This is a genomic window from Actinocatenispora sera (genome assembly GCF_018324685.1).
Lineage (GTDB): Bacteria > Actinomycetota > Actinomycetes > Mycobacteriales > Micromonosporaceae > Actinocatenispora > Actinocatenispora sera.
Genome location: NZ_AP023354.1, coordinates 6,483,119 through 6,507,816 on the forward strand (window position 1 = coordinate 6,483,119; position 24,698 = coordinate 6,507,816).

Genomic DNA, 24,698 nt, shown 5'->3' on the forward strand with positions numbered 1-24,698 from the left:
GCGGTACGACCCTGCCGTACCGCTGCGCCGATCCCCGGACACCTCCACGCCCCGGGGCCGCCGCATCGTAGGAGCAGCATGGCCTCAGCAGACGACCCCGCACCGCTCACCGACGGCGCGCAACCCGCGGAGCCGGGCCGGATGCCGCGGACCGTCGGGCCTGCCGCGTCGCCCGGACCGCCGCGATGTGCGGCATCGTCGGTGACCCCGCAGGCTCCACCGGCCGCGGCGACTTCCGACCCAGCGCCAAGCGCGGCGACTCCCTCCCCAGCCCCGGACCCGGCGCCTCCGGGGTCGGCGGTCTCGGCCGCTCCCCTGGTGTGGCCGGACCCGGCGAGTCCCGGGGCGCAGCCGGAGCCGCGACGGAAGCTCCCCTGCAGGCTGCTGACCGGGCTTCGGATCGCGGTCGTCGCGGTACTGCTCCTCGGCGCCGGCGGGTTCCTGACCTGGCCGAAGATCCGGGCCGCTCTCAACCCGGACGCGGGCACCAGGCTGACCGTACCGGCCCGAGCTGGTGGGCTACGCAGGACCGATGCCCCAGACCTCCTGGCCGGGGCGGATCCTGCGATGCTCTCCACTCTCCGCAGCAGGATCTCCGCCGTGTACGGCGTCCCCGGCACGAGCGACGGACCGGTCGCGGTCGTGGGCGGTCTGTTCGCGCATCCCGCCACCGACGAACCCGACGATGCGGTCGACGGATTGTTCCTCGCCCTGTCGTACAGCGATGTGCGGGCGAGCGGCAGGCGTCTTGTCGTCCCACCACGCCCCGTCGACGGCTCCATGACCTGCGCCGCGATCACCGTCACGGGCGGTGGGACCGCGGCACACGGCGGATTCTGTGTCTGGGTGAACCGAGCCGCGGTGGTGGAACTGTTCACGGTCGATCACGACGTCGACGAAACCATCCGGTACGCCAGGCGGGTGCTGCCCGACATCGTGCACCGGGACTGACCGCTGGCCGGGGGTCGTACCCTGGCGGCACCCGCATCCCGATCGGAGCACCGATGTCCTCGCCGTACCCCCCAGGTCCCCCCGGCCCGGATCCGCAGTGGCAGCCACAGCAGTACGAGGTGTCGCCGTTCGGCGACCGGGGCCAGCCGGGCGGCCAGCCCGGTGGCCAGCCGTACGGGGGCGGGCAGCCGGCGGCGCCGCAGTACGGGGGCGGGCAGCCGGCGGCGCCGCAGTACGGCCAAGGGCAGCCACCGGGATCGCCGTACGGCGCGGGCGGGTACCCGGCGGGGCCGTACGGGGCCGAGGCGCCCGGCACCGCGTACGGCGTGCCGCCCGCCGGCGGGCCCGGCTACCCGACTCCGGACTACCCGGCGTCGGGATACCCCGGCGCGGGCTACCCGGCGCCGGGGTATCCGGCGCCCGCGCCACCGGTACCGGCGAAGAAGTCCCGGACCGGGCTGATCATCACGCTGGCCTGTGTCGGCGCCCTGCTGCTGGTCCTGTGCGGCATCGGCGGGTACGCGGCGGTGCAGGGCACGGTCGGCATCGGCCTCGGCGCCAAGAACTCCGCCACCACGCTGTCCACCCCGGACTCGGCCGACGGCCTGACCAAGAAGCCCGGCGACACGGTCGCCGCGTCGATGAAGCGCGAGCTGGACGGCGAGGAGGAGTTCGCCACCACCATCGGCGCCGCGTACACCGACGGCTCGGACACCACCGTCTACGTGTGGGGCGGCACCATGGACAGCTCGCTGGACAGCGTCGAGAACCACCTCGACGACTTCTTCTCCGGCCTGTCCGGCGACTCGGTGACGGTCAGCGGACAGCACTCGGTCGACCCGCCGTCCGCGGTCGGCGGGTCGATGGAATGCGCCAAGGTCGACTTCGGGTCGTCCGGTGCCAAGGGCGGGGTCTGCGCCTGGGCCGACCGGGTCGCCCTCGTCGGCGTGATGAGCCTGACCAGCGACGAGCCGACCGTCGAGACGCTCGCCGGCAAGCTTCTCCCCGACGTCGTACACAAGGGCGGCAGCTGACCGCCCCACGAACCAGCGTCGCTCCGACCGCCCGCGAACCTGGGCCGAGCGCGCCGGCGTCAAGCCGACCGGGCCGACCGCGCCGGCGCCAGACCGACCGCGCCGACCGCGCCGACCGCGCCCGACCAAGCCGGCGTCGGACCGACCGGGCCGAGTGCACCGGCAACACGGAGACGACGAAACGGCCCGGGCGATCGCCCGGGCCGTTTCGTCGTCTGGTCGGTCAGGCCGACTTCTCGCGGCGCTCCCGGGTACGCGTCTCGCGCGCCTCGCGCGGCACGATCGTCGGGTTCACGTTCTCCAGCACCACGTCGCGGGTCACCACCACGCGGGCCACGTCCAGCCGGGACGGGATCTCGTACATCACGGGGAGCAGGACCTCCTCCATGATGGCGCGCAGTCCGCGGGCGCCGGTGCCGCGCAGGATCGCCTGGTCGGCGATGGCCGCGAGCGCCTCAGGGTCGAACGCCAGCTCGACACCGTCCAGCTCGAACAGCCGCACGTACTGCTTGACCAGCGCGTTCTTCGGCTCCTGCAGGATCCGGATGAGCGCGTCGCGGTCCAGGTTGCGCACGCTGGTGACGATCGGCAGCCGGCCGTTGAACTCCGGGATCATGCCGAACTTGAGCAGGTCCTCCGGCATCACGTCGGCGAACACGTCGTCGGTGGAGCGCTCTTCCTTGCTGTGCAGCTGGGCGCCGAAACCGATGCCCTTGCGGCCGACCCGCTGCTCGATGATCTTCTCGAGACCGGCGAACGCGCCACCGCAGATGAACAGCACGTTGGTGGTGTCGATCTGGATGAACTCCTGGTGCGGGTGCTTGCGGCCGCCCTGCGGCGGGACGCTCGCGGTGGTGCCCTCCAGGATCTTCAGCAGCGCCTGCTGGACGCCCTCGCCGGACACGTCGCGGGTGATCGACGGGTTCTCGCTCTTGCGGGCCACCTTGTCGATCTCGTCGATGTAGATGATGCCCGTTTCGGCGCGTTTGACGTCGTAGTCGGCCGCCTGGATGAGTTTGAGGAGAATGTTCTCCACGTCCTCGCCGACGTAGCCGGCCTCGGTCAGCGCGGTCGCGTCCGCCATCGCGAACGGCACGTTGAGCATCCGGGCCAGGGTCTGCGCCAGATGCGTCTTGCCGCAGCCCGTCGGCCCGATGAGCAGGATGTTCGACTTGGCCAGCTCGACCGGGTCAGCGCCCGAGGTGCGGTGCCCGGCGGCATCCGCCTGGATGCGCTTGTAGTGGTTGTAGACCGCCACCGACAGGGCGCGCTTGGCCCCGTCCTGACCCACCACGTACTGGTCGAGGAACTCGCAGATCTCCTTGGGCTTGGGCAGCTCGTCCCACTTGACGTCGCCCGACTCGCTCAGCTCTTCCTCGATGATCTCGTTGCACAGGTCGATGCACTCGTCGCAGATGTAGACCCCAGGGCCCGCGATGAGCTTCTTGACCTGCTTCTGGGACTTCCCGCAGAAGGAACACTTGAGCAGGTCACCGCCGTCGCCGATCCGTGCCACCTACGACTCCCCTGCACCGGCGGCCGGGGCACCCGACCGCTCCTGACTGATTCGCGCTGCACCTGCTCCAGCGCCGTACCTGTCGAACAGACTCTTCGACCGTACCCGCTCGGAGGCCCGAAACGGACCCCCGAGCGGGGCTTTCAGCCCGCCACCGCCGCGGCCGCGTTCTTCTTGCGGCTCGGCAGCACCTGGTCGACCAGCCCGTACGCCATCGCCTCGTCGGCCGTGAGGATCTTGTCACGGTCGATGTCCCGCTTGACCTGCTCGACGTCGCGGTCCGAGTGCTTGGAGATCAGGTCTTCCAGCAGCGTGCGCATCCGCATGATCTCCCGCGCCTGGATCTCGATGTCGGACCCCTGACCGTACCCGCCTTCGGTCGCCGGCTGGTGGATGATGATCCGCGAGTTGGGCAGCGCCATCCGCTTGCCGGGCGCACCGGCCGCCAGCAGCACCGCCGCGGCGGACGCGGCCTGGCCCAGGCAGGCGGTGGAGATGTCACACCGGATGTACTGCATCGTGTCGTAGATCGCGGTCATCGCGGTGAACGAGCCACCCGGCGAGTTGATGTACATGGTGATGTCGCGGTCGGGGTCCATCGACTCCAGCGCGAGCAGCTGCGCCATCACGTCGTTGGCCGACACGTCGTCGATCTGCGCGCCGAGGAAGATGATCCGCTCCTCGAACATCAGGTTGTACGGGTTGGACTCCTTCACCCCGTACGACGTGCGCTCGACGAACGACGGCAGGATGTAGCGGTTCTGCACCGGCGCGAAACCGGTCGGCATGGCGACCCCGCCGAACGGGCTGCCGGGTGTGGAAAGACTCATGGTGAATTCCTTCGTTGAGGCCGGGCGTTGACTCGGGGACGACTGCTGACTCAGGACAGCCCGGCGCCACCGGGGACCTGCGCGGCGCCGGTCACCACGTGGTCGATGAAGCCGTAGTCCTTCGCCTCCTCGGCGGTGAACCACCGGTCCCGGTCGGAGTCGGTCTCGATCTGCTCCAGCGTCTGCCCGGTGTGGCGCGCGACGCACTCCTGGAACATCTTCTTCGTGTACACCATCTGCTCGGCCTGGATGGCGACGTCGGCCGCCGTTCCGCCGATGCCACCGGACGGCTGGTGCATCATGATCCGCGCGTGCGGCAGCGCGTACCGCTTGCCGGTGGTGCCGGCGCACAGCAGCAGCTGACCCATCGAGGCTGCCATGCCGAGCGCGTAGGTCGCCACATCGTTCTTGACGAACTGCATGGTGTCGTAGATCGCCATGCCCGCGTAGACCGAGCCACCCGGCGAGTTGATGTAGAGCGAGATGTCGCGCTCCGGATCCTCGGCGGCGAGCAGCAGCAGCTGGGCGACGACCCGGTTCGCGGACTCGTCGCTGACCTCGCTGCCCAGGAAGATGATCCGCTCCCGCAGCAGCCGGTTGAAGACCAGGTCGTCGAATCCGCCACCGCCGGTGTCCGCGGAGCGCGCGGAAGGCGTGTACAGGTCAGTCATGTTGCGATCCTCTCGGCCCACACGGCGCCGGTGGCGATGCTGCCGGCCCGGCGCTGGTTTCGTCATCGACCCTAGCCGGTACGTGCGCCCAACCGCCGCCGACGGGCCGGGTGTTCGCTCTCAGCGCATCGCCGTGCGCCCGCCACGACAACCGGACGACGAACGGCGACCGGCCCGCACCCGGGACACGGGTGACGGGCCGGTCGGCACGGAACGGAATCAGCTCACTCGGCCCTCGCCGCAGCCTCCTGCTCGGCCCCCTCGGCGGGCGCCTCGGCCTGGGCCGTGTCGCCCTCGGCAGCGTCGCCCTCGGCCGTGTCGCCCTCGGCGCGCGGCTCACCGGCCGGGTTGAGCACCGCGGTCAGGTCGACCTCGTTGCCGGCCGAGTCGGTCACCTTGGCGTGCTCCAGCACCATCGACAGCGCCTTGCCGCGGCGCACGTCGGCCACCACACCGGCGAGCTGGCCGGACCGCACCAGCTGGTCGGCGAACTGCTGCGGCGGGGCGCCGGCCTGCTGCGCCCGGCGCACGACCTCCTCGGTCAGCTCCTGGTCGTTGACGCCGACCTCCTCGGCGTCCGCCAGCGCGTCCAGGACCAGCTGGGTCTTCACGGCTTCCTCGGCGTTGCCCTTGAGCTCGGCGTCGAAGTCCTCGGCCGACTTCTCCTCGGCCGCGAGGTACTGGTCGAGGCTGGAGCCCATCTGCTCCAGCTGCTCGGACATGTTCTGCTTGCGGTAGTCGACCTCCTCGGTCACCACGCCCTCGGGGATCGGCACGTCGGTGGCCGCGAGCAGGGCCTCCAGCGCCTTGTCCCGCGCCTGGTACGCCTGGTCGAGCTTCTTCTGCCGCTCGACCCGGCCGCGGCTGTCGGCGCGCAGCTCGTCCAGGGTGTCGAACTCGCTGGCCAGCTGGGCGAACTCGTCGTCCAGCTCGGGCAGCTCCTTCTCCCGGACGCTGCGGACGGTGACCTCGATCTGCGCGTCCTCACCCGCGTTCGGGCCGCCCACCAGCTTGCTCGTGAAGGTGGTCGTCTCGTCCTTGCTCAGGCCGACGATCGCGTCGTCGATGCCGTCGAGCAGCTGGCCGGAGCCGATCTCGTACGACATGCCGCTGGCGGTGCCGCCCTCGACCTGGTTGCCGTCCACCGTGGCGGCCAGATCGATGGAGACGAAGTCGCCGGTCTGCGCCGGCCGCTCGACGCCCTTGAGGGTGGCGAACCGGTCGCGCAGCTGCGCGATCTGGGCGTCCACGTCCTCGTCGGTCACCGTGATCTCGTCGACCGTCGCGGTGATCGTGGACAGGTCCGGCAGGGTGATCTCCGGGCGGACGTCGACCTCGGCGGTGAAGGTGACCTTGTCACCGTCGTTCAGCTCGGTCACCTCGACCTCGGGGCGGCCGATCGCCTTGACGTCGTGCTCCTTGATCGCCGCCATGTACTGCTCCGGCAGCGCCTCCTGCACCGCCTCCTGCAGCACCGCACCTCGACCGACCCGCTGGTCGATCAGCCGGGTCGGCACCTTGCCGGGCCGGAAGCCCGGAATGCTCACCTGCTGGGCAATGGTCCGATACGCCTTCTTCACGCTCGACTCGAGCTCGGAGAAGGGCACCTCGACCGACACCTTCACCCGGGTAGGGCTCAACGTCTCGACGGCGCTCTTCACAGGGGTACTCCTCGGCAGGTGATCGGGTGCTTAACCACGGCGGTCTGGTGTTCTGGACGTGCGCCCACGCGGGCAGACCCGCCGCTGACCGACCGAGTCTAGGCGAGCGCCACGGAACGCAAGGACTCGGGCGCCCGACCGGCCGGATGGCACGACGCCACCAAGCGTACGCCGGACCCACCGTCCCCCCGGCGCCGCCTCATGCCTGCTCAGGCGGCCGGGGTCGCGTGCAGGTCGATGAAGGTGAACGGCGGCTCCGCACCCGGCCGGTAGACCACCACGGTCACCGGCGACTCCGGCCGCACCGGGCCGACCCGGTCCAGGATCGACGACAGCGACTCCTCGGCCAGCGCGAGTACCAGGTGGCTGCCGGCGCGGAACGTGACCGACCGGGCCAAACACCGAAACATCGGGTCCCGCAGCCGGCTCGCGAACTCCCGCGCGGCCCGCCAGGCCACCACCTCAGAAACCCCTGCACCGCTCATCGTGTACCCATCGTGGCGCGGCCGCGGGCGCCAGGACACCGGCCGCCCGTCCCACCAGCGCACGCCGTTGGGTCAGCCCCAACAACCCGAACCACCGACCCGACGCCTCGCCCGGCCCCTGACCTGAACCGGGCCGTCCCCGGACACGACACGACCCCGGCCGCACGATCGCGGGCCGGGGTCGGGGTCACCGGGTCGGGGTGGCGGGATTTGAACCCACGGCCCCTCGCTCCCAAAGCGAGTGCGCTACCAAACTGCGCCACACCCCGGGTGCCTGCGACAGTGTAGGCCGTCGGTCCGCCGAGCCGCGCACACTGCCCCGCCGCTCCCTATGTACCCTGATGCGGCAGGCCCCGTACCGCCGGGGTCGGCGTCGCGGGTGTAGCTCAATGGCAGAGCCCCAGCCTTCCAAGCTGGTCATGCGGGTTCGATTCCCGTCACCCGCTCCACTGTCCCGGACCAGGTCACAGGGTGTTTCAGACCTGGACCAACAACCATCAGGCACCCTTCTTCTTCCGGCCGTGCCCCTTACGTGCCCGACCGACGCCCTCCCCACCGGGTAGAGCGGTGGAAGTTCCCGCGTCGGAGCGGTGCGCCGTGGGCGCCCGTGAAGACCGGCGCGTCCGGGTCGGTAGCGGTGAACTCGTAGACCAGTTGCCCACCGGCCTGTTCGACGGTGGCGGCGGGACACCCACGAGTGTTCTCCTGGACCGCCTTTTGACCCGGCAGGGGAGCAGTGGATCAGTTCGTCATCCACGGCGGTGTTCAGGACGGCACGCAGCAGGCGGTACGCCTTGGCAGCCGTGGTCGCAGAGACGCCACGGGAGAGTAGATGGGCCCGTCAGGCACAGGATGGGCGGGCGCCGGCGGTTCGGGCACGCGCCTGGCCCCGCTCCGCTGTCGCTACGCGACTGGACGCTCAAGGCCCGCAGCCGGCGCGCACGAAAAGGCGGACCGCCGAACCCGGAGTCTCACCGAGATCAACGACCCGCGTCGGGTCTGCTCACTACCGACCGCACACAGTGGCCCGGGGGCTCCGGCCAGGCCGGCGGTCTGCTGGTGGCCGGGTGGTCACTGCCACGCCGGGGGACGCGGGGCACGCCCCGGTCGCCGGACGGGCCACCGGGAGGCGCCGCCCCAGGCACAGCCGAGCAGGCTGCCGCCGGGAGGGGCATGGCGATGACGGGATGGCTCCCGGCTCATATTGTCCGTAAGGGATAACCGGCCTAGCAGCACGTCCGTGCCGGTCCCACCGAGCCGGGTCCGTGATCGTGCAGCAACTTTCCGGCGGCACACTTTCCGCACGAACTCCAGACGGGGGACCGGTCGAATGAGTGGATTTAGCGAAATCAACCTATTCACGCTGGCCCTTGTCTTCGGCTGTGCCGTGATACCGGTACTCATCGTCGGATCACTGGTGCTGTGCCAGGCGCGCGGATCGTCAAGAGGTGCGCGCTGGGCGCTGCCGGCCCTCATCATCCTCGGCGCAGTGGTGAGCGTCATGTGGCTGTTGGACCTCCTGCTCGTAATAGCAAATCCGATCTGATGAGCAGGCCGATGTGACCGTCGTGCAAGCAGTTGGTTCCTCAAGACCATGCCCCGCACGTGCCCGAGGCTGTAGCCAACAGGGGTCAATTCCAAGCCCTCTGGGTGGCGGTCCTCGTGCTGGCGGTTCGACGGCCCCGGGGTGCGCCTGTCAGGTACGCTTCTCCAGCGCTACCGGGGCTCGGGTCATCCCCGGGATGAGGACGGCCGCGAGGCCGAGGTGCATGAGCGCCAGGCTGGTTCGCGTCGCGGTTGCCATGGGACCGGTCAGCAGGACGAACGATCCCGCGAGCGTGACCAGCGCGGCAACGGTCCACACCGTACGGCCGTGTCGGGTGAGACGTTCCAGAGCCGCCAGCAGCGCCCACCCGGCCAGAGCCGCGGCGAGTGCGAGCACGATGACGGTGCCGACGCGGATCTCCAGCGATGGTGGCCCTTCGACCCGAAGCCGGTGGCCGAGCAGCGGCACGGTCACGATCCAGACGAATACCGGCACCGCCACGGCGGCGATGACCACGCTGCCGCGGATGGCGGCCCGTCTCACGAGGGCTCCGCGAGCGCGCCGTGCAGGAACACCGCCACCAGGTCGCCGGTCGACAGTGGAGTACGAGGCCGGGCGAACAGCAGTCCGAGGAACACCGCGGCCGCCTGGTCCCGGGGTACCCGGAGGGGCGGGGCGTCGTCGCCGAACAGGTCGGTGATCGCCTCCCGGATGGCGGCGACGGACTGCTCCCGGCTGTCGGCGGGCGGGCGTTCGGCCCGACTGCGGTGACCGGAACCGAGCAGCGCCCCGGCGACGGCGCCCATCCGGTCGAGGTGGGCGTCGAGCGCGTCGGCGGCTCCGGTGAGCCGATCGGCCAGTGGCAGATCGGTGGGAATCGACGCGATCTCGCGGACGGCGTGGTCGGGCCGCACCGCTTCGGCCATGCAGGCATCCAGCAACTCGTTCTTGTCGGCGAACGCGCGGAAGATGGTGCCCTCGCCGATGCCGGCAGCGCGGGCAACCTGTCCGGTCGTGACCTTCGCGCCGTGCTCGGCAACGAGGGGCAGCGCGGCCGCGATGATCATCACGCGGCGTTGTTCGGGACTCATCCCCGGGGCGCGGCGCCGGGTCTCCTTCGGTGGTGTCATGACGACCACCGTACGGAGTGAGTACTCACTCCGTCAAGATTGGAGTGAGTACTCACTCCACGACGTGATGCTCCGCCGAGAGCCGGGCCGCGGCACGCCGGAGACGCGCCGGAGCTCCGTACCACCGCAACACCACCCCGTCCGCGCCGGGGCGGTGCAGGCCAGTCAAGATGGCCCACCGGGGGTGAATGCCCGAGCCCGCGGGATGATCATCAGATCGGGAGCTCCGTCCAAGCCGGCGGTACGAGTCCGATTCCCGTCACCCGCTCCCCGGGGCCCGGCCGAGGCCAGCCACTCCGCCACGTTCGGGTACGGTGGCGCGAGCGTCGCGTGTCGGTGGCAGGCCGTGCCAGGCATGGAGGCGTGGGATCCGAAGGAGTACGACGATGATGACGTCGTTCCCTTCGCCCTCACATGGCTGAGGGCGAGAAGACCAGGCTGATCGCCTGGAGCACCGAACTGCGAGCCGTGCACCAGCGGCTGCGCGAGGCGCTACGAGTCACCCGCGCGGCACTGGATGGCGGGGCCGCGAACGATCCGATCGCACCCGACCTGCTGCTGTTCTGCCACGGCTTCTGCACCGCGCTGACCGGCCACCATCAGGGTGAGGACCGCGAACTGTTCCCGGCCATCGCGGCCGCTCATCCGGAACTTCGCGAGACGCTGCGGAAGCTGACCCACGATCACACGATGATCGGCCAGCTGATGGCCGACCTGCAGGCGGCGGTCGAACGGGATGGCTCGCCGGCCGCTCTCCGGCGGCACCTCGAGGGGATCGCCGCCATCATGGAGTCGCACTTCCGGTACGAGGAGCGCCAGCTGCTCGCGGTCCTCGAATCGCTGGCGCTGGACGCCGACCCGCACGACGTCCTCGGGCCCCTCTGACCTCGGTCCGCGACCGCGTCACGGCCCTGCAGCCGGTCGGCACGGTCAGTGCTGCACGAGGCCGCCGACCGGAACCGGCGGAACGTGGCCGTCGGCGGGGCGCGTACGGGCCAGTGCGAGGCCGACGTCGACGAGCGACGAGCGGCGCAGGGCGACGACGTCGGGGATCGGCGTCCAGACCGACTCGGAGGCCTCACCGTTCGGCTCCGGTCGCAGCGTGTCGCCGGTGATCCCGACCTGGTAGAAGACGCCCACGTTCTGGTGCTCCGAACCGCGCCGGCTCTCGGCGGCCGGGATCACCCTGCACGCCGGGTACGCGGCCAGCCGGAAACCGCCCCCCACCTCCGATGAGGTTCGTAGCCGTCGCTCCGGACACCGAACACGCTCACCGTACGGCGGGGTCGAGCGCCTGGTCACCGACCGTTCCGCCGGCAGCTCGGCGAGCCGGAGAACACGGTGTCGGCGGGCGGCGTGCAGGGTCGGCGGTACCGCCCGGCCATCGGTTCGACGTCGAGACCGTGCCGGTCGGTCCAAGGCGCTCAGGCAAGCCGCGGAAAGGCCGACCCGGGCCCTTCTTCGATCCGGCGTTCGATCAGATCGGCGCACTCGGCCGGGCTGGACACCGACGTGTCGACCTCGAGGTCGTAGTGCCCGGGGTCGTGGACCGCCCGCTGCCACAGGCCGACCGGATCGGCCACCGAACCGAGGCGTTGATAGCCGACGCCACCCCAGGTGGCTCGCCGGCGTTGCAGGAGCACTTCTCGGGGGCAGCGAACTCCGACGAAGAAGACCGGCAGGCCGTGCAGGCGTCGGGCGCACCGGGACAGGATGTTGCGCGGTACCGAATAGCTGTCGTGATGGACGGCGTCGACGACGACGTTGAGGCCGAGCCGGCTGTGCGCCGCGATCGACTCGTACATCGCGTCGTACAGCGTCACGATCAGCGGTTCGAGGTCGGGCCGCTCAGCACCCGGGCGCAGGCCGATGGCCGGTTGCCACCGCTGGGGTGCCATGTGCTTGAACCGATCGACGCCGAGGTTCATCCAGACCCCGGCGAACCGATCCTGAATGGCTGCCGCGATGCTCGACTTCCCCGAACGCGGCGGACCGTTCAGGATGACGATGCGACCTGTCTCTTCCACGAGTCCTCCTGCGATCCAGAGTGGACCGGACCGGGCTCGGTCCGGGGCTGTTCCCGAGCGGCGAAACGGTGGTCGGCTCGGTGCTGCCGGCGGCATGCGGGTCGTCGGGGCGGGCTTGGGCCGCATCGTCGTTTCGGGGCGTTCGCTCGCGGGTAGAAAACGTTCAGATCGTTGAAATGTCGTCCAAACGGCAAGGCAGCGGTCACGCGTCGGCGACGCGAGGTCGCCGGCACAGGACGTTGGAGGCGACGTGCGCATCGGACGCATCGGCATCGTCGTGGTACTCGTCTGGCTCATCATCGGCGCCATCGCCGCGGCCCAGCGCGGCTACTTCGGCAGTCCGAAGGCACACTGCGGGACGGTCGGCAGCACCGTCGTGACGATCATCGCCGGCCCGCTCAACTATCTCGGCGTCAACCCGAAGATCAGCTGCCACGTCCCGCAACCCGCGAAGTAGCTCCCTGCGCTTTCTGCCGGCTCGGCGCGTCGTTCGGTTCCGGCCGCCGGCCGGCGGGTCAGGTGGGGGTGTCGAGGAGGGCGAGGCCCAGCTGCGTCGGGGTGTGCAGGGCGGAGTTGCGGTACCGGACGGTGTGCACCAGGCCGGCCGCCCGCAGCACCGTGGCGTGCTGGCTCGCGCCGGCCGGCGACACGTCGGCCAGCCGGGCCAGTTCGGTGGTGGTGCAGGAGGGATGGGCGGCGATCGTGGTGAGGATCGTGGCGCGGGTCTGGCCGAGCAGGGCGGCGACCGCGGTGCCGTTCGGCTGCTGCGGTGCGAGTGCGGTGAGTCCGACGAGCGCGTCGCCCCCGCCGGCGGGGTAGGCGACGACCGGTTGCCGGTCCACCTCGACGGTGACGTACGGGCGGGTGGCGAACGCGGACGGCGCGAGCAGCAGCCCCTGCCCCTCCAGGTACAGGTCGTGTTCGATGCCGGAGGGGATGCGGATCTCCAGCACCGGGGGGCGCCAGCGCAGCCACTCCGGGGAGGCCGCGGACAGCACGGCAGCGATGCCGCCGGCCTGGAACTGGCGCAGCCGAACCGCCCGGTCGGCCGCGTACGCCTCGGTCAGTTGCGACCAGTACGGCGCCAGCAGCAGCGCGAACAACTGCTCGACACCGGTGTGCAGCCGGTCCCGCAGCTCGGCGTCGCGACCGAGCCCCGCAGCCCAGGACGGCAACGGATCGCGGCACGCGATCTCGGCGAGTTCGGCGGCCACCACGTCGTTCGGGGTGGCACGTGCCTGTTCGAGGAGCTGTTCGGGGGCGCCGGGCAACTCGGGCCAGCAGAACGTCGGCGCCACCATGTTCGGCCGGCTGAGCGACAGCGCCAGCCGCGCCGGCTCCGACAGGGCCCCGGCACATGCCCGCCGCCACGCCCCGAACCGCAGCGGCTGACCGCGGTCCTGCAACGCGCGTACCGCGACGTGCAACTCCTGCAGCGGCAACGGTTCCGGGGACACCCGGGTACGGGCGAGGTCGTGCACGGTGAAATGGATCCGGTACACGAAACCCCCTGAACGTGATGACCGATGCCGTCTTCGATCATGCCGCGAAATGTCCCCCTTCAGCCTCGGCTGACGGCTGTCGTGATTCCGACTCGACGGCACACGCGCGAAGCGCGGGTCGCCGTACGCCGGGGCGACCGCGCGGCGTCGTCGGCGGCCGGCGGCGGCGACGCCGCGACGCGCCGGGGCGCTGGGCGGCCGGTGCCGCGCTGCGTACGATCGGGTGATGTCTTTCCGGGGGCTCGACGCCATCGACGTGCTGCGCAAGGTGTTCGGCTACGACGAGTTCCGGGGCGAGCAGCAGGACATCATCGAGCACGTGGTCGGCGGCGGCGACGCGCTGGTGCTGATGCCGACCGGTGGCGGAAAGTCGCTGTGCTACCAGATCCCGGCGTTGGTGCGCGACGGCGTCGGGGTGGTGGTGTCCCCGCTGATCGCGTTGATGGCCGACCAGGTCGACGCGCTGACCGCGCTCGGCGTGCGGGCCGGCTTCCTCAACTCGACGCAGGACTTCGACGAGCGCCGACTGGTGGAGCAGGAGTTCCTCGCCGGCGAGCTCGACCTGCTCTACCTGGCGCCGGAACGGCTGGGGGTGCCGGCCACCCAGCGGCTGCTGGAGCGCGGCACGATCAGCCTGTTCGCGATCGACGAGGCGCACTGCGTGTCGCAGTGGGGCCACGATTTCCGGCCCGACTACCTGGGGCTGTCGATGCTGCACGAGCGGTGGCCGGACGTGCCGCGCATCGCGCTGACCGCGACCGCCACCCCGGCCACCCACACCGAGATCGCGCAGCGGCTCAACCTGACCGGCGCGCGGCACTTCGTGGCGAGCTTCGACCGGCCGAACATCCAGTACCGGATCGTGCCGAAGGGCGAGCCGCGCAAGCAGCTGCTGCAGTTGCTGCGCAGCGAGCACGCCGGCGACGCGGGCATCGTCTACTGCCTGTCCCGCAACTCGGTGGAGAAGACCGCCGCGTTCCTGACCGACCAGGGCATCGAGGCGCTGCCGTACCACGCGGGGCTGGACGCGCGCACCCGCGCGACGAACCAGTCCCGGTTCCTGCGCGAGGACGGCATCGTGATGGTGGCGACGATCGCGTTCGGGATGGGCATCGACAAGCCCGACGTGCGGTTCGTCGCGCACCTCGACCTGCCGAAGTCGGTGGAGGGGTACTACCAGGAGACCGGCCGGGCCGGCCGGGACGGGCTGCCGTCCACCGCGTGGCTCGCATACGGGCTGGCCGACGTGGTGCAGCAGCGCAAGATGATCGACGACTCGGACGGCGACGGCGCGCACCGCCGGCAGCTGACCGCGCACCTGGACGCGATGCTGGCGCTGTGCGAGACCGTGCAGTGCCGGCGGGTGCGGCTGCTCGACTACTTCGGCGAGCAGGCGCAGCCGTGCGGCAACTGCGACACCTGCCTCGACCCGCCGGCCTCCTGGGACGGTACGGTCCCGGCGCAGAAGCTGCTGTCCACGGTGTTGCGGCTGGACCGCGAGCGCGGCCAACGGTTCGGCGTCGGGCAGGCGATCGACATCCTGCTCGGCCGGCAGACCCCGAAGGTCACCCAGCACCGGCACGACCAGCTGTCGGTGTTCGGCGTCGGCGCCGACCTGTCCGAGGCGCAGTGGCGCACGGTGACCCGGCAGCTGCTCGCGCAGGGCCTGCTGAACGTCGAGGGCGACTACGGCACGCTGGCGTTGACCGGCCGCAGCGCCGACGTGTTGCGCGGCGAGTTCCCGGTGCGGCTGCGCACCGAGCCGGAGCGGCGCAAGGCGGCGAAGACCAAGCGCGCCACCGCATCCGCGGAGCTGGCGCCGGAGGCGCAGCCGGTGTTCGAGGCGCTGCGCAGCTGGCGGGGCGCGACCGCGAAGGAGCAGGGCGTCCCGGCGTACGTGGTGTTCCACGACGCGACGCTGCGCGAGATCGCCACCCGCCGGCCGGTCGACCTGAGCGAGCTCGGCACCGTCTCCGGTGTCGGCGAGAACAAGCTCGCCAAGTACGGCGAGGGCATCCTCGCGGTCCTCGCCGAGCACCGCTGACCCTGCCGCCCGGGCCGGCCGCGACCGCCCGGGCGCCGAGCGCACCGAGACCGGTCGGCACCGACCGGAACGCGACGGTCCGTCCGGTGAGGTCCGGCACGATCCGACCTTCGGCCGTTCGGCTGATTTCCGGCGGGTTTCTGTCCGCACTGTCCGGTCTTGCGCCGGATCCCGGTATTGACCGGTACGCAAGACTGGCGGCACCTCGCGTTCCGCGCCCGGTGCGCGCGAGCCGGACGACGATTCCCACCCCCGGAAGGGTTTCCGTGAAGCTCACCCTGCTCGCCGCCGGGTTCGCCGGCGGCGTCCTCGTGTTGGCCGGAGCGACCGCAGCCGCGGCCGACCCGCCCGGACCCGGTGGCCCCGGCGATCCCGGCGCCCACCACCCGGTCACCGTGTCCGCGTCGTGGTCGCAGAAGCTCGCCTACCAGGGCGACTCGGTGGTGCTGACCGCCGTGGCGGCCCAGCCGTCGGTGCCGACCCCGTCGATCACGATCACCGCGACGGTGCCGGCGGACATGCTGAGGCCGGCTGACGGTGCCGGTTGCCGCACCGACCCGGCGGCCAACACGATCACCTGCAGCAGCACCTCGTACCGGAAGGCGCCGTTCCGGTTCGTGGTCAAGGCCGCCGAGTCGCGGACGGTGGTTGCATCGGTCACGGCGAAGGCCGGTACCGGTGACGCCGGCCGGACCCAGGCCGAACTGGCGGTGGACGCCACGACGAGCCCGTCGCCGTCCGCGTCGAGCAGCCCGAGCGCACCGCCGAGCGACTCGCCCAGCGAGTCGCCGAGCGCGCAGCCGAGCGACTCGACCGCACCGTCGGATTCGGCGAGCGCGTCGCCGATCGAGTCGGCGCCGCCGTCGGCGAGCCCGTCGTCGGATGGCGGCGGCCTGCCGGTGACCGGTACGTCGCTGACCATCTTCGGGGTGCTCGCGGCGGTCCTGCTGGCGGCCGGCGGTGTCCTGCTGGTGTTGGCCCGCCGGCGGCGCACCGGCCGGTAGCGGTGCGGCTCCTCGCACCGCGGGACAAGGCGGCTGCGTCGTGGCGGGCCGCGATTACCGGCGGGTAACGTGACGGCGGTGAACACCCCGCCGAGCTCGTCCGACACGGTCACCCCGTCCGTCACCGTCACCGGTACCGCGCAGCACGCGGCGTGGCAGCGCCGCGTGCTGCCACCGGTCGAGCAGGTACGGCCGGGGTTGTGGTCGGTGCCGGTGCCGATCCCGCACAACCCGCTGCGGTACACGCTGTGTTACCTGTTCCCGGGCGCCGGCGGGGTGGTGCTCGTCGATCCCGGCTGGGACAGCCCGGACGGCCGCGCCGCGCTCACCGCCGGGCTGGCCGCCGCCGGTGCCGGACCGGACGACGTGGCCGGCGTCGTGATCACCCACACCCATCCCGACCACCACGGCCTGAGCGGCTGGCTGCGCGAGACCGCGGGCGCATGGGTCGCGATGCATCCGGACGAGGCGGCGAGTATGCCGTCCCGGCTGTGGCAGGGGCTCACCCTCGACGACGACAGGGCCTTCCTGCGTACCCACGGGGTACCGGCGGGCGAGGTCGACACGATCGCGGTCGACCCGGGGCAGGTCGCCGCGCTGCTCGCGATGGCCGAACCGGACCGGTACCTGGCCGACGGCGAGCTCGCGCCGATCCCGGACCGGCAGGTACGGGCGGTGCTCACGCCCGGCCACACGCCGGGGCACCTGTGCCTGCACGACGCCGAGGCGGGCGTGCTGCTCACCGGCGACCACCTGCTGCCGCGGATCAGCCCGACGATCGGGGTGCACACCGAGCGGGACGGCGACCCGCTCACCGACTACCTGGCCGCGCTGCGCCGGATGGACGCGTACGGCGAGGTCGAGGCGCTGCCGGCACACGAGTACCGGTTCCGCGGGGTGCCCGACCGGGCCCGGCAGCTCGCCGCGCACCACGACCACCGGGCCGCGGAGATCCTCGCCGTGCTCGACGCGGTACCGGCGCCGACCACCTGGCAGCTGGCCGAGCGGATCACCTGGTCGCGCGGCTGGGACCAGCTCGTCGGGGTGCCCCGCCGGCTGGCGCTCGCGGAGACCGTCGCCCACCTGTACCAGCTGCGCACGGCCGGCGTCGTCACCGACAGCACCGACACCCCGACCCACTGGTACCGGGCCTGACGCCGAGCTACCGCTCGATGCCTGGTGACCGGGCTCGTGACCAGGCAAGATGGGTGGGTGCTCGAGCCGATCGGTGTCCGCCCCGAGGATGAGGCGGTCTACCGGCGGCTGCTGTCTCGCCCGGACGCCTCCGCGCACGACCTCGCCGCGGCGCTGGATCGTACCGTGACCGACATCGGTGCCTCGCTGGCCAGGCTGGCGGAGCTGGGCCTGGTGCACGAGCTGCCGGGCCAGCCGGCCCGGATGCGCGCGGCGCGGCCGGATGTGGCGATCGACGCGCTGGCCGAGCGGCGCCGCGAGGAGCTTGCCCGTACCCAGCTCGCCGCGCGGGCCCTGCTCACCGAGATGCCGGCGGAGGAGCGGTACCGGCCGGAGGAGATCGTCGAGGTACTGGTCGGCTGGGCGGAGACCGCGGCCCGGTTCGAGCAGCTGCTCGGCACCACCCGGCACGAGCTGATGGTCATCGACCGCCCGCCGTACGTGGCCGATCCGGGGCGCTCCGACACCTCGGTACGCCGGCTGCTGCGCGCGAACGTGCGGGTGCGCGGCCTCTACGCGCCCGAGGCGCTGGAGCTGCCGGGCGCGCTGGCGGAGGTCGAGGACGCCGCCGGGGCCGGCGAACAGTCCCGGGTGCACGCCGGGCTGCCGATGAAGCTCGCGATCGGCGACCGCCGGCTGGCCATCCTGCCGCTCGGCGGTGCGGGCGTCGATGCGGCGGTCTGTATCCGCCCGTCCACCCTGCTGGATGCGCTGATCCAGCTGTTCGAACTGCTCTGGGAGCAGGCGACGCCGATCGTGCTGCCGGCACCGGCGGACACCACCGGCGACCGGCAGCTCGCGGCGCTGCTCGCCTCCGGCGCCAAGGACGACGTGGTCGCCCGCCGGCTCGGCACCAGTACCCGCACGCTCAGCCGGCGGATCGCTGAGCTGATGGACCACCTGCACGTCCGCACCCGGTTCCAGGCGGGCGTGCAGGCGGCCCGGCTCGGTTGGCTTCAGCCCTCAGCGCACGACGTCGAAGGCCCGGACGATCGTCTGGTCGACCGCTGAGCCGCTGGTGTCCTGCGCGTGCAGCCGCAGCGACACCGGGCCGCTGCCGGCCGGCAGCTCGACCCGCCAGCCGTCGGCGTCGCGGGTGACTCGCGCCGCCCGCCAGCTCGCACCGTCGTCGTACGAGGCGTCGATGCTCGGCGTGTCGCTCAGCTCCGGCGACGTGCCGTCCGGGCGCCGCAGCCCGAGGCCGAAGGCAACCCGGCCGTGCCGGTCGGCCCGGACCCGGTTGTGCAGGTCGACGCCGACGTCGTAGCCGGGCAGCAGCACCGGCACGGTCCGTACCGCGTCGGTGGTCGCGGACGGGAAGCTCCACGCGGTGTCGGTGTGCGTCGACAGCTCGTTCCAGCTCTGCGGGTTGTCCGCGGTGAACGAGATCGAGACGCGCGAGGCGCCGCCGGGAAGCTGGACCGTACCGGAAGGCAGGTTGTCGGTCTGGCCCACCAGCGCGCCGTCGGCCCGGATCGCCAGGTGGGTCTGCACGCCGCTCGGGTCGGTGTACTCGGAGCCGTGGTTGCCGTCCGCGTCGGTGAAGCCGTCGACGGCCACCCGCATCAGGTCGCCGGACCGCTGTACCGGACGGGCCGGGTTCGGCGCCGCCGCGATCGGCGCGCGGCCGAAGGCGAGCCGGCCCCGGTCGTGGTCGGCGTAGGACTCTCGACCCGGCCGAGACAGCGTCATGGACTGCACGGGCGCCGCCGGGAACATCGTGTTGTACCTGGTCCCCGGGGCGAACACGGCGTAGGCCCAGGCGGTGTCGGGATCGGCGACGCGGTACTCGGTGCGGGTACGCGGTCCGCCCTGGAACGGGAACACGGTCGAGACGACGAACCCGTCGCCGGGCTGCCAGGGGTACGCCGCCTCGGAGAACGTCGAGGGCTGCGACGGCTGGCCGTACACCCGGTTGGTCTGGGTGGCGAGGTGGCCGCGGGTGGCGACGTAGCTCGGGTGGGCCGGGATCCGCTGCTTCTCCCGCAGGTACAGGTCGTAGACGTACGGGCTGGCCGGCTCGCCGCCGACGGTCACCCGGGCACCGCGCGGCAGGTGGGCGAGCGCGAGCCCCTCCGCCCGGTTCAGCCGGATCGTCGGCGCCCGCAGCTTGACGCCGGTACCGCCCGGATCGCTGATGTCGCCGGGGCCGTCGTTGCGGACCACCACGAGCGCGGCGCCGTGCGCGGCGGCGTTGTTGGACTGTTCGGCGATCGACAGGCCGGCGTCGTGCGTGACCAGCGCGAGCGCGCCGTTGAGCCGCCGGCCGGCGAGCTCGGCCGCGGTGGCGCGCCCGACGTCCACCACCCGCAGCCGGGTGGTGCCGTCGACCACCGGGAAGTCCGAGGCGACGTCGGAGAACCAGGTCCGGTCGACGTACTCCGGGTGCAGCTTCGGCGCGGTCGGCGCGGACAGCGTGATGTCCGGGGCCTCCAGCCGGACCCGGGTGCGCGCCTGGAACTCCCCGACCGACACCGTGGCCGTCGGCTGGAGGTAGAAGTGCTGGTCGAGCAGGTACGACGGGTGCATGTCCAGGTGCAGCGCGGACCCGTCGGCGGCGGTCCGGTCGTACCCGAGGAGCATGGCGCCCTGCGGCGGCACCTTGGTGGTACGGCCCGGGGTCCGGATCGCGAGCTGCTGCGCGTCGCGCGCGTCGAACGCGAAGGTGCGCTCCCCGGTCACCGCCGTCTCCGGCTGGCCGACCAGCGAGATGTTCTGGTACGTACGGCTGCTGCCGATGCTCGGCGTCTGCGCCGGCAGGGTGGAGACGAACGCCATCACCGAGTACCGGCCGGGCGGGACCAGCGCGCAGGTGGTCCGGGCGAAGCTCGCCGCGGTGCACTCGTCGCCGGGCGCGGGATCGACGGCCAGCTGCCGGGTCCATGCGTTCCCGTGGTCCAGGTCGAACACGGTGATGTACGCCTCGGCGGCCCGGCCGTCCCGGCCCAGCGCGGAGAAGTGCAGCGGGACCGCGTCGGCGGCGGCGGCGCTGGCCCGCGCGGCATGGCCGTCGATCACGGTGGGGGCGCCGCCCGCACCGGTGGTCTGCACGGTCGTACCGGTCTTGTCGGTCGCCACCACGAGGCCGGGGGTCGCCCCGTCGGCGGCGGGCAGCGGGGCGAGCGCGGTGGCACCGGAGTCGCCCACCGGCGTCAGCGCGACCCTGGTGCCGCCGACCGACACGACCCGATCGGCAGCGGCCGGGGCGATGCCGGTGACGGTGCCGGCCGCCGGGGTCTGCGCGCTGGCCACGGACGGTACGGCGGTGAGCAGGCCGGCCACGACGGCGAGCGAGGTGACCGCCGCGGCGCCCACCCGCGGTGGGATCGAGAGTGGCATCTTCCAGGACTCCCAGTGGTCGGAGGGGTGTCCTCCTGTTCTTAGCCGAGCCGGGTGGGCGCCGGACAGCACGGCCGCTGGCGATTACCAGCCATGGCTGCCGGCCGCCACCGGTCCTTACCGACCTCACCGGTAACGGCACGCAGCGCCACCCATCGGCGTTGCGCGACCTCGGGTCGCGGCGCCGTGCCCGGCTCGGGTGTCACGTCAGATCGCGCGGCGCGGCCGGTCAGGGTTGGGCGGGCAGCCGGACCGGGCCGCGGTCGAGCACCTCCGCGAGGCGTCGCGCGGTCGCGGTCAGGGTGGCCCGGTCGCCGGTCCACACGTTCCAGCCGAGATGGGTGAACCCGATGTACAACTCGTAGCAGTGATGCCGCTGCGCGGCGTCGACCAGCGCACCGTGCTCGGCGGTGACGGCGGGGTCGGAAAGCAGGCCGGGCAACGGATCCACCGCGGCGATGCCCGGAAGGAACGGCGCCCAGAAGCTGCACCACGCGGCGTCGTAGAGGAAGTCGCCGCGCACCGAGCATTTCCAGGACAGCACCGCCATCACCCTGCTCGCGTCCGGCGACAGCAACACGTTGCCGTGCAACAGGTCCCCGTGTACCAGGTCGCGCCGCTCCGGGCACGCCTCGGCCAGCGCGGTCACCCGGTCGGCGACCGCTCTCGACAGCGCGGCCAGCTCGGGGTCGTCGGCGAGCGCGGCGCTCCAGCCGTGCACCAGGTTGTCCGGATCGTCGACGAGACCGGCGCGCAGGTACTCGCGCCAGCTCGCCGGAGACGCGTCCGGCTGGTGCCAGACCACCGGCGCGTCCGGATCGGCCGGCGCCCGGTACAGCGCGATCAGCAGCCGGGTCAGCGTCGGTTCGAGGGCGGCGGCCTCCTCGACCGAGGTGTCTTCGAGGAACCGCCCGTACCGGCGTTCCGACACCGCGAACGCCCGACCTTCTCCGGTGGTACCGACCTGCCGCACCGGCGGCACCGGCAGGTCCGGGCCGGCGAACCGGACCGCCGCGCGATCCGCCTGGTACCAGGAGATCTCCCGGCCGAACCGGACGACCAGCTCCGCGCCGCCGGACCGGTACGCCCAGGCCGACGACCAGGCGCCGCCGGTCAACGGTTCCAGTGTGGCCGCCGCCCCGGGCACGTCGGCGAGAAACGCCGCCGCCTCGGCCCTGCTCCCCTGCTCCACCACCCCAGTATCCGGCACACCGGCATGCGGGACCGACGCCCCGGTCGGTACGGTTCAGCTTCGCTCGGCGAGCCGAACGGTGATGGAGTCGGCCATCACCAGCTTCGCCAGATCTCCGACGTCGCCCACCATTCCCAACATGAACTCCTCGCGGGTCCACAGGCGGCCGCGGCGGGCGTTGAGCTCGTCGTACAGGTCGTGCACCCGGACCGCCATCTCGCGCAGCTGCTCGATGTCCATTCGGGGACCGTATCAACTGTCCACAGTGGACGACAGGTCGTGCGGAAGGGCCGGCGGGACCCAGTCGGTGAAGCGGGCCGCCTGGCGGCGCCACAGCGGCGGCGGGATGATCCGGGCGAGCCGGGTCACCGCCCGGTAGTGCTTCGCGTTCAGCTCGGCCTGCTTTGCCGCGGCCCGCGCGACGAGCTGGGTGCGCGGGCGCCGCTGACGGTCGTACGAGCCGATCGCGGTGGCGAGGTCGCCGTGCGCGGCCACCGCGGCGGCGAGCACCACCCCGTCCTCGATCGCCTGGCAGGCGCCCTGCCCCAGGTCCGGGGTCTGCGCGTGCGCCGCGTCGCCGAGCAGCACCGCCCGGCCGCGGGCGAAGCCGGGCACCGGATCCAGCGCGTACAGGTCGTGGTGCAGCACGCTGCCCGGCGTCGTCGCCGCCAGCAGCTCGCCGATCGGCGGGTGCCAGCCGGCGACCCGGTCGGCCACCGCGGCCAGCTCGTCGGCGAACCGCTCGCCGGGGCGAGCGGCCGGCGCGGTGAGGAACCAGTACACCGCGTCGCCGGGCAGCGGCAGGATGCCGAACTGGCGGTCCGCGCCGAGCGTCAGGCTCGCCTCGATGCGCGGCGCGCCCGCACCGACCACCGCTCGCCAGACCCTGCGGCCGTCGAACCGCGGCTCGTGCCCCGGCCACATCGCCTGCCGCAGCACCGAATGCAGCCCGTCCGCGCCGACGACCAGGTCGGCACCGCGCTGCCGCGTCTCGCCACCCTGCCGGTACGCCACGGTGCCGGCGGCGAGGTCGACCGAAGTCACCGTGGCGCCCGGTATCAGCGCGTCGGCCGGCAGCGGCGCGCGCATCGCCTCGTGCAGCGCCGCCCGGTGCACCATCAACACGTGCACGTCGTCGGGGCGGGCATGCCGCAGCCAGCCGCCGGACGGCAGCCGCAGCCCGCCGCGCGAGACCGCAGCGACGCCCGCGGCCCGTACCTGCGGGCCGACGCCCAGCTCGTCCAGCGCGCGCAACGCGTTCGGCCACAGCGACAGGCCGGCCCCCACCTCGGCGAACTCGGCCGCCTGCTCCAGCACGGTGACCTGCCAGCCGACCTGCCGCAGCCCGAGCGCCGCGGCCAGCCCGCCCATCCCACCGCCGATGACCAGTGCCGTCCCCCGTGAGCTCATTCGCCCATGATGACCGCGGTGCGCTCGAACGGGGACCTGCCCGGCGAACCTGACTCCTGGGTCACACGGCGCTCAGAACAGCGTGGCGGGCGCCGCCACCGGGACCGGGTCGAGCAGGTGCGGGCCGTCGTTGCGGACCGACCCGACCGCGGCCCCGACCGGCCGGACCTCCAGTCCGGCAACCAGCTCGTCGGACGGCGGCACGGACAGCAGCTCGGCCGCGTCGGCGCCGGGCGCGAGCCACGCCGCGCGATCGGCTCCGGCCAGCAACAGCGGCATCCGCTCGTGCACGGTGCGCAGCTCGCCGACCGCCGCGGTGGTGATGATCGTGCAGCTCAACAGGCGGCCGTCCGGGCCGTCCCACCAGGAGAACAGGCCGGCCGCGGTGAGCAGCCCGGCGTCGCGCGGCACCAGGTAGCACGGTTGCTTGCCGGACTCACCGACCCGCCACTCGAACCAGCCGTCCATCGGCACCAGTGCCCGCATCGACCGCACCGCCGACCGGTACGCGGGCTTGTCCGCCACGGTCTCCGCCCGCGCGTTGATCATGCGCGAGCCGATCGACGGATCCTTGGCCCAGAACGGCACCAGCCCCCAGCGCGCCGCCTGGATCGCGCGCCGCTCGCGCTCCGGGTCGTACACCACGATGCGGACCGGCTGGGTCGGCGCCGTGTTGTACCGACCCGGGACGTCGCCGCCGGTGTCGTCGTCGGCGTCGAAGTAGGCGGACAGGTCGTCGGTAGAGCGGTGCGAGTCGTAGCGGCCACACATGGCGTGCAGGCTAACCCCCGGGTACGACGGTCGCCACCGCCCGGTTGCCGACACCGGCTACGGTGCCGGCCATGGTTGCGATCAGGCCGGTCGACGTGCTCGCCGGGTTCTGCTGTCTCGCCGTGGTCGCCGCCGTCGTGGTGCTGATCGTGGTGCTGGTGACCCGCAGGAACTCCACCGACAAGCGGAACGGCCCGCCGGGGCCGCCCCGGTAGCGCCTCGCCTCACCGTCCGAACTGGACGGCCGACCACTGCTCGGCGAGGCCGGTGTCCTCCACCCGGAAGGTCACGATCCCGTCGCTGCGGATCGCCGTGGTGGGTGAGTACTTACTCTCTTGTCAAGGGAGGGCGCGCTCCCCCGGCGGAGGGAGCTCGTACCCTCCGCCGAGCG

The 24,698-nt window shown here is 72.3% G+C and carries 25 protein-coding genes and 2 tRNA genes; 11 read left to right on the plus strand and 16 right to left on the minus strand.

Annotation, left to right across the window (positions count from 1 at the left end; all coding sequences use genetic code 11):
- Nucleotides 1-567: 567 nt before the first annotated feature.
- Together Asera_RS30480 and Asera_RS30485 are read left to right on the plus strand one after the other, a co-directional pair.
- Nucleotides 568-951, plus strand: a complete 384-nt coding sequence (locus tag Asera_RS30480; RefSeq protein ID WP_157034902.1) for a hypothetical protein — start codon at nucleotides 568-570, stop codon at nucleotides 949-951.
- 53 nt (nucleotides 952-1,004) lie between these two features.
- Nucleotides 1,005-1,985 carry a hypothetical protein gene (locus Asera_RS30485; RefSeq protein ID WP_157034903.1) on the plus strand — a complete coding sequence of 327 codons (981 nt, stop codon included), beginning with the start codon at nucleotides 1,005-1,007 and terminating at the stop codon, nucleotides 1,983-1,985.
- Between the two features lie 223 nt (nucleotides 1,986-2,208).
- On the opposite strand, the gene clpX is transcribed toward Asera_RS30485, so the two are convergent.
- From clpX to Asera_RS30515, 6 genes are all read right to left on the minus strand, one after another.
- Nucleotides 2,209-3,501: an ATP-dependent Clp protease ATP-binding subunit ClpX gene (gene clpX, locus Asera_RS30490; RefSeq protein ID WP_030447033.1), complete on the minus strand. Its 1,293-nt coding sequence runs from the start codon at nucleotides 3,499-3,501 to the stop codon at nucleotides 2,209-2,211.
- 143 nt (nucleotides 3,502-3,644) lie between these two features.
- The gene (locus tag Asera_RS30495; RefSeq protein WP_030447034.1) at nucleotides 3,645-4,289 is read right to left on the minus strand and encodes an ATP-dependent Clp protease proteolytic subunit; all 645 of its coding nucleotides are present in this window, start codon (nucleotides 4,287-4,289) and stop codon (nucleotides 3,645-3,647) included.
- A 92-nt stretch (nucleotides 4,290-4,381) separates the two neighbouring features.
- Nucleotides 4,382-5,002 (minus strand): ClpP family protease, encoded by a 621-nt coding sequence (locus Asera_RS30500; protein WP_030447035.1) that lies wholly within the window; start codon nucleotides 5,000-5,002, stop codon nucleotides 4,382-4,384.
- Between the two features lie 224 nt (nucleotides 5,003-5,226).
- Entirely contained in the window at nucleotides 5,227-6,663 is a 1,437-nt protein-coding gene (gene tig / locus Asera_RS30505) for a trigger factor (RefSeq protein WP_084131806.1), read from the minus strand.
- Nucleotides 6,664-6,872: 209 nt separating this feature from the next.
- Nucleotides 6,873-7,148, minus strand: a complete 276-nt coding sequence (locus tag Asera_RS30510; RefSeq protein ID WP_157034904.1) for a hypothetical protein — start codon at nucleotides 7,146-7,148, stop codon at nucleotides 6,873-6,875.
- 195 nt (nucleotides 7,149-7,343) lie between these two features.
- Nucleotides 7,344-7,417 (minus strand) — tRNA-Pro (locus tag Asera_RS30515).
- Between the two features lie 106 nt (nucleotides 7,418-7,523).
- Here Asera_RS30515 and Asera_RS30520 point away from each other — a divergent pair.
- Together Asera_RS30520 and Asera_RS30525 are read left to right on the plus strand one after the other, a co-directional pair.
- Nucleotides 7,524-7,597: transfer RNA gene (locus tag Asera_RS30520), tRNA-Gly, on the plus strand.
- Between the two features lie 881 nt (nucleotides 7,598-8,478).
- Nucleotides 8,479-8,694: a hypothetical protein gene (locus Asera_RS30525; protein ID WP_030447038.1), complete on the plus strand. Its 216-nt coding sequence runs from the start codon at nucleotides 8,479-8,481 to the stop codon at nucleotides 8,692-8,694.
- Nucleotides 8,695-8,844: 150 nt separating this feature from the next.
- Here the strand turns inward: Asera_RS30525 and Asera_RS30530 are convergent, their stop codons facing one another.
- Both Asera_RS30530 and Asera_RS30535 read right to left on the minus strand, forming a co-directional pair.
- Nucleotides 8,845-9,237, minus strand: a complete 393-nt coding sequence (locus Asera_RS30530) for a DUF6069 family protein (RefSeq protein ID WP_051802421.1) — start codon at nucleotides 9,235-9,237, stop codon at nucleotides 8,845-8,847.
- A complete protein-coding gene (locus Asera_RS30535) occupies nucleotides 9,234-9,824 on the minus strand; it encodes a TetR/AcrR family transcriptional regulator (protein WP_035297226.1) in 591 nt (196 codons plus the stop codon). Before Asera_RS30535 ends, Asera_RS30530 begins: the two co-directional genes overlap by 4 nt.
- Nucleotides 9,825-10,238: 414 nt before the next feature.
- Between Asera_RS30535 and Asera_RS30540 the strand changes: the two genes are divergently transcribed.
- Complete coding sequence (locus Asera_RS30540; protein ID WP_030447041.1) at nucleotides 10,239-10,709, plus strand: hemerythrin domain-containing protein; 471 nt, start codon at nucleotides 10,239-10,241, stop codon at nucleotides 10,707-10,709.
- A gap of 45 nt (nucleotides 10,710-10,754) precedes the next feature.
- Here the strand turns inward: Asera_RS30540 and Asera_RS30545 are convergent, their stop codons facing one another.
- Both Asera_RS30545 and Asera_RS30550 read right to left on the minus strand, forming a co-directional pair.
- Nucleotides 10,755-11,051: an NUDIX hydrolase gene (locus tag Asera_RS30545; RefSeq protein WP_030447042.1), complete on the minus strand. Its 297-nt coding sequence runs from the start codon at nucleotides 11,049-11,051 to the stop codon at nucleotides 10,755-10,757.
- A gap of 197 nt (nucleotides 11,052-11,248) precedes the next feature.
- On the minus strand, nucleotides 11,249-11,977 hold the full coding sequence (locus Asera_RS30550; RefSeq protein WP_244844094.1) for a chloramphenicol phosphotransferase CPT family protein: 729 nt from the start codon (nucleotides 11,975-11,977) through the stop codon (nucleotides 11,249-11,251).
- A 124-nt stretch (nucleotides 11,978-12,101) separates the two neighbouring features.
- Between Asera_RS30550 and Asera_RS30555 the strand changes: the two genes are divergently transcribed.
- The gene (locus Asera_RS30555) at nucleotides 12,102-12,308 is read left to right on the plus strand and encodes a hypothetical protein (protein ID WP_030447044.1); all 207 of its coding nucleotides are present in this window, start codon (nucleotides 12,102-12,104) and stop codon (nucleotides 12,306-12,308) included.
- 58 nt (nucleotides 12,309-12,366) lie between these two features.
- Here the strand turns inward: Asera_RS30555 and Asera_RS30560 are convergent, their stop codons facing one another.
- Entirely contained in the window at nucleotides 12,367-13,353 is a 987-nt protein-coding gene (locus Asera_RS30560; protein WP_030447045.1) for an ArsR/SmtB family transcription factor, read from the minus strand.
- Between the two features lie 226 nt (nucleotides 13,354-13,579).
- On the opposite strand from Asera_RS30560, the gene recQ reads away from it, so the two are divergent.
- From recQ to Asera_RS30580, 4 genes are all read left to right on the plus strand, one after another.
- Complete coding sequence (gene recQ / locus Asera_RS30565) at nucleotides 13,580-15,397, plus strand: DNA helicase RecQ (RefSeq protein ID WP_030447046.1); 1,818 nt, start codon at nucleotides 13,580-13,582, stop codon at nucleotides 15,395-15,397.
- A 266-nt stretch (nucleotides 15,398-15,663) separates the two neighbouring features.
- Nucleotides 15,664-16,401, plus strand: a complete 738-nt coding sequence (locus Asera_RS30570) for an LPXTG cell wall anchor domain-containing protein (protein ID WP_157034905.1) — start codon at nucleotides 15,664-15,666, stop codon at nucleotides 16,399-16,401.
- 78 nt (nucleotides 16,402-16,479) lie between these two features.
- Entirely contained in the window at nucleotides 16,480-17,556 is a 1,077-nt protein-coding gene (locus Asera_RS30575; protein ID WP_084131894.1) for an MBL fold metallo-hydrolase, read from the plus strand.
- Nucleotides 17,557-17,613: 57 nt separating this feature from the next.
- Nucleotides 17,614-18,606 (plus strand): helix-turn-helix domain-containing protein, encoded by a 993-nt coding sequence (locus Asera_RS30580; RefSeq protein WP_051802422.1) that lies wholly within the window; start codon nucleotides 17,614-17,616, stop codon nucleotides 18,604-18,606.
- Here Asera_RS30580 and Asera_RS30585 read toward each other — a convergent pair.
- From Asera_RS30585 to Asera_RS30605, 5 genes are all read right to left on the minus strand, one after another.
- Nucleotides 18,559-20,934 carry a protease-associated domain-containing protein gene (locus tag Asera_RS30585; RefSeq protein WP_157034906.1) on the minus strand — a complete coding sequence of 792 codons (2,376 nt, stop codon included), beginning with the start codon at nucleotides 20,932-20,934 and terminating at the stop codon, nucleotides 18,559-18,561. The genes Asera_RS30580 and Asera_RS30585 overlap by 48 nt on opposite strands.
- A gap of 229 nt (nucleotides 20,935-21,163) precedes the next feature.
- Nucleotides 21,164-22,126 carry a phosphotransferase family protein gene (locus tag Asera_RS30590; protein ID WP_084131896.1) on the minus strand — a complete coding sequence of 321 codons (963 nt, stop codon included), beginning with the start codon at nucleotides 22,124-22,126 and terminating at the stop codon, nucleotides 21,164-21,166.
- 54 nt (nucleotides 22,127-22,180) lie between these two features.
- The gene (locus Asera_RS30595) at nucleotides 22,181-22,366 is read right to left on the minus strand and encodes a nucleoside triphosphate pyrophosphohydrolase family protein (protein ID WP_211255614.1); all 186 of its coding nucleotides are present in this window, start codon (nucleotides 22,364-22,366) and stop codon (nucleotides 22,181-22,183) included.
- Between the two features lie 12 nt (nucleotides 22,367-22,378).
- On the minus strand, nucleotides 22,379-23,536 hold the full coding sequence (locus tag Asera_RS30600; protein ID WP_084131812.1) for an FAD-dependent monooxygenase: 1,158 nt from the start codon (nucleotides 23,534-23,536) through the stop codon (nucleotides 22,379-22,381).
- A gap of 72 nt (nucleotides 23,537-23,608) precedes the next feature.
- Nucleotides 23,609-24,307 (minus strand): SOS response-associated peptidase, encoded by a 699-nt coding sequence (locus Asera_RS30605; RefSeq protein WP_030447053.1) that lies wholly within the window; start codon nucleotides 24,305-24,307, stop codon nucleotides 23,609-23,611.
- Nucleotides 24,308-24,378: 71 nt separating this feature from the next.
- On the opposite strand from Asera_RS30605, the gene Asera_RS30610 reads away from it, so the two are divergent.
- Nucleotides 24,379-24,522, plus strand: coding sequence for a hypothetical protein (locus Asera_RS30610; protein ID WP_157034907.1), 144 nt, complete (start codon nucleotides 24,379-24,381; stop codon nucleotides 24,520-24,522).
- Nucleotides 24,523-24,698 lie beyond the last annotated feature (176 nt).